The organism is Eximiradius sp., assembly GCA_937127445.1.
In the GTDB taxonomy this organism is placed as follows: domain Bacteria; phylum Bacteroidota; class Ignavibacteria; order Kapaibacteriales; family UBA2268; genus JAKIZO01.
The window spans coordinates 20,372-34,826 of record CAKZLY010000021.1 but is presented as its reverse complement, the minus strand read 5'-3'; the positions used below and the strand labels follow the sequence as shown (position 1 = coordinate 34,826).

Genomic DNA, 14,455 nt, shown 5'->3' with positions numbered 1-14,455 from the left:
TACATAATAAATAATGGAGTTAAAATGAGAAGATTATTTTTCCTTGCTACCGGGATTTTGGTTCTGATGATGACTGTATTCCCGGGTAAGCAATTGAAAGCGCAAGTTTTTGGTGAGTTCGAAGGCGTTCAATTGGTGAATCGTCCTTTTGAATTCCTCCAAGGTGGCACTGCAATTCCTTATCAAAATTTCGTGGTCCCACCTAATAATACATTAGATCTCGATGATGGATATGCAGAAGTACAACTTCCATTCCCATTCGAGTTTAATGGCGAAGTTTTCACAAAAGTTTGGATTAACGTTAATGGTTTTGTTACTTTCGGTAAAGTTACTATCAACGGGACATTGGAAGGTCCTCCAACATTAATCGCTGGGACAAAGAATCCTAATGCTATGTTCTATGATGATCCATCATATCCAGTTAACGTTATTGCTCCTTTCTGGGGAGACCACTATTTCCGTCCAGACAGCGTGAAGTTCAAAGGTTATGCTCCTACTACAATTTCTTACAAGAGCGAACCAGATAAATTTACAATCGAATGGAAAAATTTAAATATTAACTATTTCCCAGATTTCAAAGCAAGTGTTGCTGACTTCCAATTGATTCTTTATAAGTCAACTGACCCATATTCTGCACAAGGCGATATAGAATTCCGCTATGGTACAGTTGGTAAACGTACTGAACAAATCCCTTACTGGCAAACAGGTCTGCCAGGGTTCGACGAAAGATTGTTTACTAACAACTGTGCTGTTGGTATTAAAGGCGAAGGGAAAGGCTTTTTGCAGAAAGCTGACTTTATGAACGCATTGTTTAATGGCGGATATCTACCATACGATCCAGTAAAAGTTGTTACTGATACAGTTAAAACAACTGAATGGACTCCAACAAGAAACAATGCGCTATCAATTTTCCTCCGTGCTAAAAAACGCTTCAACATAGCTGAATGGTGGGGAGACGGTGATGTTGATTTTTCGAAAGCAGCCGGTGAACCACACTACAATAAACCACAAAATCGTTTTGTAACAATCAACGATGCTCGTCTTGTGATGAGAGCAATTGCTACAAACGTTCCTCTCGATTCAATTCGCCGCCGTGCAGCATATCACGCTGATGTCAATCATAATGGTCGCTTCTACTATGATACATTAGGTAATAGAAAATCTATTCCTTGGAGAACAATGAACTATGCTGATAGTATGCATAGAATTACAGACATCAGCTCACTCAAACAAATTATGTTCCAAGCAGATGAATATGATGCAGCATTGATTATTGCTTACATCTCAGGCAGAATCCCATATTTGCCTTGGATTTGGGACACAGTTCCTCAATACGGCAAAGTTAATAATGAAATTGCATCAATTCGTTTCGGCGAATGGACAAGAGTAAATGAAAACACTTACAATATCCCAGTTTATGTGGATGCTAATTTTGCTGGTCCAATTGGTGCTAAATTTCAATTAGACGGTGAAGTTGTAGCAGTTAACACAAATGATGAAAATGTTATTGCAATGAATGGTAAAAATAATGTTGTAATTAGCGGTGTTGGAGAATTTGCTGCTAATAAACCATTCGCTTATGTTACTGTTGCAACAAATAATAATGAAATTAATGCAAGCAATATTAGATTTAACGAACGTGATATTGAAAGCGTAAAAATTAAACTTGCAGAAGGTATTGCAGGCGATGAATTGATAATGGCTGCATATCCAAATCCTGCAAATTCAACTACTAATATTGCTGTTAGCATTGATAATTCCAGCAACTACGAATTGGCAATCTTTGATGCACAAGGTAACTTGGTTAAAGTATTGCACAAAGGTACGCTCAAAGCTGGACAATATTCATTCAACTGGAATTTGACAGACGAAGCTGGCAAGAAAGTTGGGAACGGAGTATATATTTACCGTTTGACTGGTAATGGAAACACTGTTTCGAACAAAGTTGTTGTTTCGAGATAATGCTGAAAAGAATTTGCGGCATCGGGCTGCTGATAGTTACTTTGTTCAGCAGCCTTGTAGCCCAAAATAACACGATAGTGCCAACGCTTAAAAGCGTTAAAAAAATAGATGTATGCGAAAATATTGACGAACACGAAGTTTTAGTTCTTTTGACAATTGGTAAGATTACGAAGGCAGATTCTTTATTCGGTTATAATTTCGAAATAAAGTATGACCCTTCGAAAATTAAATTCAATTTTGTCAGTACCTTTGGTACATTGTCAGAGTTCTTTGAAATAAAGCAATTTACAATTTCGGCAGCCGATAGCGCTATTTATGGGACTGCAGGGCATCTAAATCCGTTCCTTGCACCTGTGGAAGGCGACTTGCCACTGCTTGCTATTCAAGGCATTTGGCTCGGCGATTGCTTCGATACCTCGGAAGTAAGTCTTTCGTACATTGCATTTACCGAGGAATTCAAAAAAGATATCGCTGAACCACAGAACGCAATGGTCGAAGCTGTTATCGCAGATAAACCTGATAGAAAATTCACAGTGCTATTTAGTGATAACCAGCTGAGTTTCAATGATAAAGGTACAAAGCAAACGAAGCTCGTATTGAATAGCAACGGGAAAAAGGTTAGCAATGTTAAGCTGGATTTAATGCAAATGGGCAGTTCATTTGAAATCTCTCGTATTGAGCCAAGCAACGATAATATTGTGATAAATAGTATTTCACAAGAAAATGGCTTGGTAAAGATGGCTATATCAGTTAATAATCAAGTTCTAAAAGACACATTGATTATTGACATAATGAATAATAGCGATATTGGCAGGACAAGTGGCTGGATTTCAGTTGATAATGCCATAGTTGGCGATTGCGACTGTGTTACTCAATATGAAAACAACAACCTGGAACTTGTATCAGATATCCCAGATACAACAACAGTAGTTGAAGAAAGTGCAGAAGCAATTGCTTATTACAACCGAACTTGTGATTGCATAACAATAAAAACAGACAACGACAATGAAAAAATTGTTAGAATATACGATATTAATGGTAAAATGATATTTTTAGAAAATACATACGAAAATCACATACGAATTAATGCAGAAAAATTTGCACGTGGTATCTATATTGTAGAAATAGATAGTAAAGCAGAGAAAATTATAAAAAATCTAATAAAATATTAATTTATTAATTTGGGGGTATCATGAATAAACTCTTATTAACTCGCAGGGTAAGTCGAATGCTACTCGGCATATTAGTTGTAGTCTTTGGACTTACAACATATGTTGAAGCACAGGCTCAATGCGATGTAATTATACCACAGCTGAATTTAACCGGCGATTTAAGCGGTTACAATACAGCTTGGTATCCCGATGGCAGAATTTGGATTCCGCCTTCATCGAAATCGAAGCGTGAATTCCTTTTGCCAGTATTTATAGAAGTAACAGACCAAACTTTTGCTCCTATCAAAAGTTTTGAGTTTTCTCTTTCGTATAATGGTAATGTTTTCAAAGCAGTTGGTATTCAAACTCATCATCCTGTTACTGCTCAAGAAGCTCAGGCAAGAAACGACAATAGGTTCCTTCCTTACGTAGAACCTCTTGCTAAAAACTTCAATTTCCAAACATTCGATTTGCGTGATACTAACTATACTAAAAATCTTTTCCCAACAAGAAAAGGAACAGACGCAATTCCTTCTGCTGGTAGAAAATTCAAAATCGTTGGAGCTTCGACAACACCACTCCCAGCAACTACTGTTGCTAACCGTAAATACAATGTATTGCTCTATGTAGTATTTGAAGTATTGGTAGACAAAGAAAATCCAAACTTGCCAGTTAATACTCCAATCTACATCAATGCAGACATTATTAAATATAACGGCATCAATATTCGTGAATACGTATTTACTGTAAATAACTTCCCTTGTACTCCTCAATCACTTGCATTCACAAACGCTGAAGGAACAACCACCAATCAATTGCCTATTACAGGTCTTACAGGTATGCGCAATGATAACTTGCCTGCTGCAGTTATTGATTGGCAAACATATCCTGAAAGATATATCCCTGGCTCAATTTGGGTTACTATTTTCGAAAAAATTCCTGAATTCCGCTTTATGCCAGGTCCTGGTGTTGTTCAAAGCACAAGCCCAACTTCCAGCGACTCAATTATGAAGATTAGCGAAGGCTATTGGAAAATATATACTCCACTTACGGTTGACAATGCAGATATTCAACCACGTCGCGCTCAACGCATTGTACGCGTTAGAATTCCTGATGCTCTTTCAAAGACACGTATTCAGGATATCGTTGTCGAATCAGACAAACCTTGGTTGAACTTCCAAACTGTTACTGTCGGATCAATTTCCAAAAATCCTATACCACAACTTACAAGAAAAGGCTTTATTAACTATATCGACGTAGGAATCCTTGGTTCGCAAGACTTTAAAGATCCAAAAGGTCAGCCAATTGGCCCTGATCCTGAAGTTTATCTGTTAGTTGATTGTGACCCTTCTAAACTTACTATTTCGCCAGTTGATAATGAAAAAGAAGGTATCTACACTGGTCATATTACATTCACTACTCCATACATTGATGAGAACCCAACTAAACTTGAAGTAAACTTCATTCTCTTCAAAACTCCTGTTGAACCAATTGTTAAAACGAATATCGTTCCAGGTATCAAACTTACAGTATCAAACAGCAAGGGTGAAAGCAAATTGTTGGTCTTCGGTACTGGCACACGCGCATCGGACGATATTGATACGCTTTATGGCGAATGCCCATACGAATGGCCATTAGGTCAAGACCCACAAGGCAATTCAATATTTGATGCTCGTTGGTTCCCTGTAAACCCAGTATTGGCAGCTAAATATCCAAATGGTTTCTGGGACTTTGCAGCAAATGAAGCTCAACGTCGTTCCAACTCACGCGATATTCGTGATTTTAATTATACTGCAAAATCACATATCTTCTATTGCAAGTTTGAAGCTAACAATGGAACTCCAGTAATTTTAACTTGGGATACAACTGATTTCTATCCTGGCTCACAACTTTATATTCACGACAGACAAAATGGACTATACTTCCCAGCAGTTAATATGCGCGAAGCAACTCCATTGGGCGATGGTAAATTCTCATTTACAATTCTTGATCCAAGAGTTAGAGAATTTGTGATTGAGTATACATTGCCTACTGTTGTTGATTACGTGAACAAAGCTGGCGAACCTATTATTAAGAAAGGTTGGAACTTGCTCTCAATGCCAGTTCGTCCTGTTAATCCATATTATTCGAACTTCTATAAGAATGCAATCAATATCCCAATATTGTTTACTCAGAACCAATATCAAACTCCACCAGATGGTATTTTGCAACCTGGTATTGGCTACTTTGTAAAATACGATTCAATCGTTGATACTAAATTCCCAGGTACATTTATCTACGACCTTGATAAAAATGTTGCTCCATTCAATGGTATCCGCCTATACACTGGCTGGAATACAATTGGTTCGGTTTCCGTTCCACTGGGTATTGACCACATTAAATTTGACGCTTTAAGTGCTGGTCAAGATGCACCTGATGTAACCTTCACTCGCCAATATGGTGTTTGGGCTTACGAAACTAACAGAGGATATAAAGAAGTATCCGAAATTCTTCCTGGTCTTGGATACTGGATTAAAGTTAATACAACTGGTTATCTGAAAGTAAATGTTCCACAGAACTTACGCTTTGGCTTCAAGCTTAACTCAATCGATGGTTCTGTTGTTAAGAAGTCTGTCCTTGCAAACTCATCAGTATTGAGCATCAAAGACAGCGACAACAACAATGGAACATTATACTTATCCAATGATTTAGCTATCAGCGGCAATACATTCGAACTTCCACCTGCACCACTTGCTGAAATGTTCGATGTTCGCTTTGCTGATAATAGCTACCTGACAACTGAGAACGAGGGCGTTGTTCGCGTTCAAGGCGTTAAATATCCTCTTACTGTATCAATTGACAACGTAAAAGGCGCATACAAAGTGGTTGATGTAGTTACTGGCGAAGTATTTGGCGAAATCAATCGCTTCAACAACTCAATAACTATCAACCGTGCTACTTACAATGTATTCAAGCTTGTAAAAACTGATGCTACTTTGAACGCTACATTGAGCGTTAATCCAAACCCAGTTTCATCGACTGCAACCGTTAACTTTGCAATTCCGATGAATGCAAATGTTACAATTTCGTTGTTCGATGCACTTGGAAATGAAGTAGCTACATTGCTCAGCAGCAGCTTGAATGCTGGCAATCATTCATATACTTTTGATGCTTCTCGCTTTGCAACTGGTAATTATATCGTTAAAATCGTTGCTGGCGACCGCACAGAAGTAGCTAAAATCAATATTGTAAGATAATTTTCTAATTATCTTTTCCAAGACAAATGGGCATCTACAACAAATGATGCCCATTTGTTTTTAGTTTATAATAAGGAAGGTAGATATGAAAATAAAACTGTTTGCTATTGCAATAATTACGATACTTATGTATTCAGAAGCAACAGCCGACGAATTTGATGTGAAAGTTCGGCTTACAATTAATAATACATTCGCTATCGATACGCTTCTTGTGTTTGGGGCGGTTTCGTCGGCTACTGACGGATTAGATACTCATCTTGGCGAAATAGAAATACCGCCATTTCCACCACCAGCATTTGATGTATTTGCTGTTTTCAATTTAGATACCATAAATATAGAAGGCCTATACAGCTACAAGGATTTTAGAAGTGTCCCCGCCGACGAAAATGAATTCCACCACCGTTACAAAATTGATTTAAACAAACGAGTCCCTTCTGTTGCAACTATTTCGTGGAATAAGTTGCCAAATTACATTAAATCTGCAAGAATTTATGATGAACTGGGACTTCTCTTTTCGGCAGATATGACAAAGACTACTTCTGTTGTAATTAACAATGAAAACCTACCGAAAGTGCCAATTTATATTGATGTAGTATATACAAAAGTGCCTACTTCTATTCCAGAAAACAAAGAAATTTTTGAAGTTTTTCCAAATCCATCTAATAGCTGGATTTCCGTAAGTAATAGCACAAAAGTCAGTAAGATTGAAATTTATAATGAATTATCTGAACTAATGTTTAATACCAATTTACCTACAAGCGAAAAAATTAATCTTGTAAATTTAAAGAATGGTATTTATTTTATTAAAATTTTAGACATCAACAACAATATTTATTTTAAAAAATTAATAATTAACAGATAGATTATGGACAAAAAAAATAGCAACAATAGAAAAGAAAGCCAAAAAAAAGAAAAAATCAACCAAAAAGAAGGGCAAAACGTAAAGCGTTCTAATCAAAACCAACAGAGCCAACAAAAAAACAGTAAAAGCGAACTGTTGATTTCTGTTGTAATTCCACTATATAATGAAGAAGAATCAATTCCCGAGCTTGCATTGCAATTAGAAAAAGAACTCCAAGAACTCACACACGGACGCTATGAAGTTATTTTTGTAGATGATGGCTCTACAGATGGTTCACTTGACTACATCAAGCAGATACATCGTCGAAATAAACGATTTCGCTATATTAGTTTCCGACGCAACTATGGAAAAAGTGCCGCTCTTGCTGTTGGTTTCGAAGCTGCTCGCGGAAAATTTGTTGCAACAATGGATGCAGACTTGCAGGACGACCCCGCCGAAATTAAAAATTTAGCAAAGAAAATGAAAGAAGGCTACGACCTTGTTACTGGCTGGAAGCAAAACCGCAAGGACCCAATATCGAAGACAATCCCCTCAAAACTATTCAATTTTGTAACATCAATGGTAAGCGGTATAAAATTGCACGATTTTAACTGCGGGCTTAAGCTATATCGGAAGTCTGTAACCGATACACTGCAAGTATATGGAGAGATGCATCGCTATTTGCCTGCACTTGCCTACTGGGAAGGTTTCCGTGTGGCAGAAATTCCTGTAGTTCATCACGCTCGGCGGTATGGCAAATCCAAATTTGGATTGTCCCGATTTATTAATGGATTTCTGGATTTGCTTACCTTTGTGTTCATCACACGGTTTATGAAGCGACCAATGCACTTCTTTGGACTATTCGGGACGATTTTCACGTTGATAGGATTTGCAATTAATGCATACCTGACTGTCGAATGGTTTCTTGGTAGTACGTATTTAAGCAATCGCCCGCTTGCGAATTTTGGCATCGCTTTGATTATTGTTGGTGTACAGTTCTTTTCAATCGGGCTGGTAGGGGAGATGATAGTAAAGCAGAACTTCGAAAAGACAAAAAATTATTCAATAAAAGAAAAATTGTAGCAAAAGAGCACTCTTTTTTGTTATTATGAATGATATTTTTACACAAACAAACAATAATATGAAAAAATTACTTTCAATTGCACTCTGGATATTTCTCTTTGCTACAGCAGTAAAAGCCGAGATATTCGATGCATATTCTATTGGAGCAGGAATATCAACATTTTCAATATTAGGTGACAATCCAGCCCAGTTGCCGATAATACAAAATGATACGGCAAAGAGATTTGTTTATGGTGGTAGTTTTGATGCTGTCCAATCAGGATTTGCTGCGCGACTGACTATGTACAAGGGCGAAAAAATACGTGTTCCTGTTGATATTGATTTTACTATATATTCATCAGGCGAACGCTATCCTGTGAGTGGCTTGCTTACGATTTATTATTGGCACGAGGTGCACAATCTTTCGATTGGCTCAGGGTTTTATTATGTACTTACTCATTTAGATTGGGCAAAAACCGATATTTATGTCGGTGCAGATTTGCGTGGTAATATAATAACTCGAGCAGAACTGACCTACCGCGACCACTGGCGGAACGACGTAAATCGTGATACCTCCTATGTAGTAAATAGAAAATACGGGGCGTTTCGTATTGGAAGCTTTGCCCGATTGGGAATAGAAGGGCAACTTAAATCTAAATTAAAAATTGATGCCTCTATTGGCGTTGGGGTATTGAACCTCTTTCCAAGAGACAATAATCGCGGAGAATTGCTAACCCCGCTTCGATATTTTGAAAAGAAAGAACAGATAGTTCCTGTTTTTAATTTTATGCTTTTGTTGAAATACTCATTATAGGTGAGAAAATGCTGTTCAAAGAAGATTGCAGGTATTTTCGCGGCGATATTCCCTGCCGTCCGCATAAAAAAAATGGCTACCATTGCCAAAATTGTCCCGAATATTCACCATCGAAAGAAAATATATTAATAATAAAGCTTGGTGCTATTGGAGATGTAATACGAACAACACCTCTTATCAAACGCATAAAACAGGAGTTCCCAAAATGTATGCTTTGGTGGGTAACAAACTCGCCTGAAATTATTCCGTCCTCAGTCGATAAAGTGTTGCTATTTAATCTTGAATCTGTAATAAGTTTGCGCAGCGTGCATTTTTTCAAAGTAATCAATCTTGACAAAGACTATCACGCTTGTGCGTTGGCGTCGCAACTGAATGCAGATTATATCGATGGCTTCACACTTGTCGAAGGCAAGCCAATGCCCGCAAACCAACGTGCTATGCACAAATATTTAACAGGGCTTTTCGACGATGTCAACAAAGCAAACACAAAAAATTATCTTCAAGAAATTTTCGAAATATGCGGCTATGAATTTTCCGGCGAAGAATACGAGTTGGAAGTTAGAACTGATAAGCAGTGGGATATCTCAGATCGAGGGAAAGGTGTAATCGGATTGAATACCGGATGTGGCGCTCGCTGGGTTTCACGACTATGGAAACAAGAATATTGGATAGAACTTGCTAAACATCTGCAAGATGAGGGTTACAAGGTAATTCTATTAGGTGGGGAGCAAGAGCACGAGCAGAACACGATAATATCGCAAAAGAGCGGAGCACAGTATTTTGGTTTCTTTGACTTAAACACGTTCATTTCGCTTGTTAATCAATGCGATTTGGTGGTAACTGCTGTAACAATGGGGCTGCATATCGCAATTGGACTGCGAAAAAAAGTTGTGCTAATAAATAATATATTCAATAAAAACGAATTTGAACTTTATGGTCGAGGCATAATAGTTGAGCCAGATAAAGAGTGCAAATGCTTTTTTAGCCCGAAATGTGTAAACGATGAGTACTTCTGTTTAGAACACCTTCTACCTGAAAAGATATTCGATGCAGTAAAAAAAATAATGAATTTTTAAAAAAAATGCTAAAGTAAAGAAAAAAGTTGACGATAATATGAATGAAAGGAAAATGCAAATCTGAAAAACATTGAAGGATTAAAGTTTTTCAGAAAAATGCCGAAAAATAAAATAAGAAGATAGGACTAAAAATAAATATTGATGGCAGGATGCCCGAAAAAACAATTAATTTACATGGAGGTTTATTATGCCATCAGCAATTAGCGGAGATAGCCGCATTCGTACCAACATCCCGGCAGAAAATGCCTATAATGCATTATCAGCATCAAGCAGTAACATAGCTCTACGCCAGCTGCGCCTTTCCACAGGCAAACGCATTAACTCAGCAGCTGATGATGTATCGGGCTATATCACTTCACGTGCATTGCAAGCTCGCAATGGTGCCTTGAAAGCTGCTCTCAACTCTGCCGGAGATGCAAAGAACGTAACATCTATTGCGCAGGATGCTCTTGACCAGATTTACTCATTAATGGCTCAAATTAAGGACGCTACTGCAACTGCATCATCAGGAGCTTTGGGCACCGACGAAAAAGTTGCTCTCGCAAAAGGCGCATACCGCCTTGCTCAGCAAATTCAGTTTATAACAGACTCAACTGTGTTCGGCGGCAAGCAACTACTTCAAGGTAACTTTACAGGTGAGTGGGTTACTGGTTACTATGCAAACAACGATTTGATGAAAATTTCCATTGACCTCACTGTGAACAACAGGGACTTTAACGTCAATGGATTGTTCGACTTGAATGCTACAAGCGAAGCAACTGCCGTTCGTGGTTCAGTATCTGGCGCATCGAATAACTTTGCAGGTGTTACAGGCTTAAATTTGGAAGAGTTCAACAATATCAGTTCCTCAGATTTGGGCTATTTCGGTTACTTAAATGATTCGACTGGTAAGTCCAATGTTGTTAGAACCTTGCAATCACTTGCAATGGCAATTGACAACATTAACAAAGTTGCATCATATCTTGGTGGTATTGAGGTGCGTATCAACTCGCAGGAAGCAATGTTGAAATCTCAAATCACAAACTACAAAGCAGCTATTTCGCGTATCGAAGATGCAGATGTTGCAACAGAACAAATGGAACTCATTAAGTCACAATTCTTGCAGCAAGCTTCTTTGGTATCATTAAGCCAGGCCAACCAAAATCCACAACAGTTCTTGCAGCTATTCAGATAAAATTATTTTGAATTAGCTGGATAGAAAATTAAGAAAAATAATTTTTCGGGACGGAAAAATTTCCGTCCTTTTTTATTAAAGTTTTTGTTATAATTGCCGATAATATAAATAAGATTAGGATGTAAATTTTTGGTGGAGGAGGCACCAAAATAATACTTTACTTTGGGAGGGGCTTATGCCAACAGCAATTAGCGGTGATTCAAGAATACGGACGAATATTCCCGCGGAAAATGCTTACAACTCTTTAACGGCGTCCAGCAATAATATTGCTTTGCGCCAACTACGTTTATCGACAGGCAAGAGAATTAACTCTGCCGCTGACGACGTTTCTGGTTACATTACATCACGTGCATTGCAAGCTCGCAATGGTGCATTGAAAGCTGCACTCAATTCAGCAGGCGATGCGAAAAACGTTACATCAATAGCTCAAGATGCTCTTGACCAGATTAGTACCCTTGTTACCCAAATCAAAGATGCCGCTGCAACAGCATCATCAGGAGCTTTGGGAACTGACGAAAAAGTTGCTCTCGCAAAAGGTGCATACCGCCTTGCTCAGCAAATTCAGTTTATAACAGACTCAACTGTGTTCGGCGGCAAGCAACTACTTCAAGGTAACTTTACAGGTGAGTGGGTTACTGGTTACTACGCAAACAACAACTTAATGAAAATTAGAATTGACTTAACTACAAGCAATCCTGATTTTAATGTTAATGGTATCTTCGATTTGAATGCCACAAGCGAAGCAACTGCTGTCCGTGGCACTACAACTGGTGCTGCAACAAACTTTGCTGGAGTTGCAGGACTGAATCTTGAAGACCTAAACTCTGTTTCAGCATCTAACCTTGGTATATTTAATAACGTAGGGGCTACTTCTGCTATTACTCGAACAATTTCATCGCTTGCTATGGCTATTGATAATATTAACAAAGTCGCATCGTACCTCGGCGGAATTGAGGTTCGTATCAATTCACAGGAAAATGTGCTTAAATCGCAAATTACAAATTACAAAGCTGCAATATCACGTATTGAAGATGCAGATGTTGCAACAGAACAAATGGAGCTAATTAAGTCTCAGTTCTTGCAGCAAGCATCGCTTGTTTCGCTTGCCCAAGCGAACCAAAACCCACAACAATTCTTGCAATTGTTTAGGTAATTGGGCATAGTTTTTGCTTTAACTAAAGAGCGGTATCAGGAAGATACCGCTCCATTTAAAAAACAAAATGTGAGGATGAATTTATGTTGACACAAGCACAACAACTTGCCGCCTCGAAAATGTATGGTGGCGGAAAAGACAAAAAAATTCCTGCTTATCTCGAACAGGAAGTCCTTTCGTGGAGCAAAGAAAAAATTATCCTTAAAATGTATGATTTATTCATTGTAAGCTGCAAAAGACAGGATGTTAATAAAATGAGCAGAGTGCTTGTTGAACTTATGGGTGCTCTTAATTTCGAATACGAAGAAACTGCAACCCGTCTCTATCGGCTTTATGAATATTGTCAAAGATGTATTTTCCAGAAAAAATACGACGAAGCGCTTTACATCATTTCCGAACTTCGCAACGCTTGGGCTAAAGCCTTTAATCTTGAATAGCGAAGGAGGCTCTGACTATGGCAATAGACTCATTTGGAATATCAGGTAGCGACAAATCTTATAGCGAATTGCTTGTTGAATCCTATAAAAAATCGCAAGCAACTCGCACGGAAGGTTTGCAATCGCGCAAACAAACGCTTCAAACTCGCCAGAAGTTTTATAATAATTTGAATAGTAAGCTTAACTCGCTTATTGCTCAACTCGATAAATTTGGCGAATATAAGAAGGTTGGCGATAATTTTACATTTACGCCTACAAGCGGAATTAATGACAAGTTTAAAACTCGTAAAGCGACAGTCTCTGATAATGATTATTTTACAGTAAAAGCAGACGGAAATGCCATAGTTGGGTCTAATTCCATTAAAGTGAATCGCATCGCTACAAATGATGTGCTGGTTTCCAACAGACTTAATCTTTCTAATTCGTTCGGAGAAACTGCTGGCGAAAAGTCTTTCGACCTCTCCGTTAACGACAAAACTTATACCGTTACGGTCAATTTCACTGGAAGCGAAACCAACGAAGAAGCAATGAGAAAAATTGTCAATGCTATTAACGGAATTAAAGATGTTAAAATTAGCGCTTCACTTGTGAAAGATACCGAAACAACCGGAAGAATTTCTCTTATGTCCAAAGAAACCGGCGAAAATAATAAAATTACTTTTACTCAAACATCAACTACTGAATTACTTGGCTGGACTACTTCGCTTTTCACAGATCCGAACGCCCGAACCACTATCAACGGTGCTTCGGCTGGCTATAAAGTATCCGATGCATCGCTCCTTAATGCAAGCTTCGATGCAAATGGTATCGCTATTACTAGAAATTCAAACGAAGTAAAAGATGTGCTGCCGGGGCTTACTATTAACTTATTGAAACCACAAGCAGCCGATGCCCAACCAATCGGAATTACCACCGATATAGATGTAGATGGATTTGAAAGCTTCGTCGATGCTTTGATTAAAGAATATAACGGCGTTTTGTTCAATTTAAATCAAAATAAAGATATACAAAGGCAAGACACTTCAATCTCTTCGCTGCAACAAAGATTAAGATCTATTGGAACATCCGTTCTAAATCCCTCGAACGACTTAGATGTTCCAAAGCGATTAACTGATATTGGATTTAAAGTAAATAATGATGGTACTTTAGTTCTAAGCGACAAAGATAAATTAAAAGAATTTCTCGCAAAAGATAACGGGGCTGAAAATATTGCCAAACTTTTCACTTCCGAAACGGGGTTTGTTGCAAAAATCAATGAAGTTATTTACAATCTCAAACCACAAGGTGGTAATAGCGGGCTTTTGAAGGTAAGAAATGAGTCTATTACAAGAGAAATTACTAATATAGATAAAAGAATTGCTTCTATTGAAGCAAGCATAGAGCAACAAGCTCAAAGCCTCAGAAAAGAATATGAAAGTTATCTGAAAGTGTTCTTACAGGCGCAAGGACAATACTCTTTGCTTTCTACAATGTCAACTTCTTCATTAAGCTCGGGCTATAATAGCTTGATTGCTCAACAAGCAACATTAGGACAATAATTAAAAGAGGT

Annotated in this window: 11 protein-coding genes; all 11 read left to right on the top strand. The window is 38.0% G+C overall.

Features of this window, described 5'->3' with window-relative positions; all coding sequences use genetic code 11:
* Positions 1 to 24 precede the first annotated feature (24 nt).
* Positions 25 to 1,962, top strand: a complete 1,938-nt coding sequence (locus tag AC6QZF_RS07030; protein WP_499799171.1) for an NIDO-like domain-containing protein — start codon at positions 25 to 27, stop codon at positions 1,960 to 1,962.
* The gene (locus tag AC6QZF_RS07025; protein ID WP_499799170.1) at positions 1,962 to 3,134 is read left to right on the top strand and encodes a T9SS type A sorting domain-containing protein; all 1,173 of its coding nucleotides are present in this window, start codon (positions 1,962 to 1,964) and stop codon (positions 3,132 to 3,134) included. The genes AC6QZF_RS07030 and AC6QZF_RS07025 overlap by 1 nt, the downstream gene beginning before the upstream one ends.
* A 20-nt stretch (positions 3,135 to 3,154) precedes the next feature.
* Positions 3,155 to 6,349: a T9SS type A sorting domain-containing protein gene (locus AC6QZF_RS07020; protein WP_499799169.1), complete on the top strand. Its 3,195-nt coding sequence runs from the start codon at positions 3,155 to 3,157 to the stop codon at positions 6,347 to 6,349.
* An 85-nt stretch (positions 6,350 to 6,434) separates the two neighbouring features.
* Entirely contained in the window at positions 6,435 to 7,211 is a 777-nt protein-coding gene (locus tag AC6QZF_RS07015) for a T9SS type A sorting domain-containing protein (protein ID WP_499799168.1), read from the top strand.
* Between the two features lie 3 nt (positions 7,212 to 7,214).
* A complete protein-coding gene (locus AC6QZF_RS07010; protein WP_499799167.1) occupies positions 7,215 to 8,273 on the top strand; it encodes a glycosyltransferase family 2 protein in 1,059 nt (352 codons plus the stop codon).
* Positions 8,274 to 8,331: 58 nt separating this feature from the next.
* The gene (locus AC6QZF_RS07005) at positions 8,332 to 9,066 is read left to right on the top strand and encodes a hypothetical protein (RefSeq protein WP_499799166.1); all 735 of its coding nucleotides are present in this window, start codon (positions 8,332 to 8,334) and stop codon (positions 9,064 to 9,066) included.
* Between the two features lie 8 nt (positions 9,067 to 9,074).
* Entirely contained in the window at positions 9,075 to 10,142 is a 1,068-nt protein-coding gene (locus AC6QZF_RS07000; protein WP_499799165.1) for a glycosyltransferase family 9 protein, read from the top strand.
* Positions 10,143 to 10,329: 187 nt separating this feature from the next.
* Positions 10,330 to 11,316 (top strand): flagellin, encoded by a 987-nt coding sequence (locus tag AC6QZF_RS06995; protein ID WP_499799164.1) that lies wholly within the window; start codon positions 10,330 to 10,332, stop codon positions 11,314 to 11,316.
* Between the two features lie 175 nt (positions 11,317 to 11,491).
* The gene (locus tag AC6QZF_RS06990) at positions 11,492 to 12,469 is read left to right on the top strand and encodes a flagellin (protein ID WP_499799163.1); all 978 of its coding nucleotides are present in this window, start codon (positions 11,492 to 11,494) and stop codon (positions 12,467 to 12,469) included.
* 83 nt (positions 12,470 to 12,552) lie between these two features.
* Entirely contained in the window at positions 12,553 to 12,906 is a 354-nt protein-coding gene (locus tag AC6QZF_RS06985) for a flagellar export chaperone FliS (RefSeq protein WP_499799162.1), read from the top strand.
* A gap of 17 nt (positions 12,907 to 12,923) precedes the next feature.
* Positions 12,924 to 14,444, top strand: coding sequence for a flagellar filament capping protein FliD (gene fliD, locus AC6QZF_RS06980; RefSeq protein ID WP_499799161.1), 1,521 nt, complete (start codon positions 12,924 to 12,926; stop codon positions 14,442 to 14,444).
* Positions 14,445 to 14,455 lie beyond the last annotated feature (11 nt).

Coding starts and splice junctions, on each gene's coding strand:
- AC6QZF_RS07005 (WP_499799166.1), top strand. CDS start 8,332: ATGAAAAAATTACTTTCAATTGCACTCTGGATATTTCTCTTTGCTACA.
- AC6QZF_RS07015 (WP_499799168.1), top strand. CDS start 6,435: ATGAAAATAAAACTGTTTGCTATTGCAATAATTACGATACTTATGTAT.
- AC6QZF_RS07000 (WP_499799165.1), top strand. CDS start 9,075: ATGCTGTTCAAAGAAGATTGCAGGTATTTTCGCGGCGATATTCCCTGC.
- AC6QZF_RS07010 (WP_499799167.1), top strand. CDS start 7,215: ATGGACAAAAAAAATAGCAACAATAGAAAAGAAAGCCAAAAAAAAGAA.
- AC6QZF_RS07025 (WP_499799170.1), top strand. CDS start 1,962: ATGCTGAAAAGAATTTGCGGCATCGGGCTGCTGATAGTTACTTTGTTC.
- fliD (WP_499799161.1), top strand. CDS start 12,924: ATGGCAATAGACTCATTTGGAATATCAGGTAGCGACAAATCTTATAGC.
- AC6QZF_RS07020 (WP_499799169.1), top strand. CDS start 3,155: ATGAATAAACTCTTATTAACTCGCAGGGTAAGTCGAATGCTACTCGGC.
- AC6QZF_RS06985 (WP_499799162.1), top strand. CDS start 12,553: ATGTTGACACAAGCACAACAACTTGCCGCCTCGAAAATGTATGGTGGC.
- AC6QZF_RS06990 (WP_499799163.1), top strand. CDS start 11,492: ATGCCAACAGCAATTAGCGGTGATTCAAGAATACGGACGAATATTCCC.
- AC6QZF_RS07030 (WP_499799171.1), top strand. CDS start 25: ATGAGAAGATTATTTTTCCTTGCTACCGGGATTTTGGTTCTGATGATG.
- AC6QZF_RS06995 (WP_499799164.1), top strand. CDS start 10,330: ATGCCATCAGCAATTAGCGGAGATAGCCGCATTCGTACCAACATCCCG.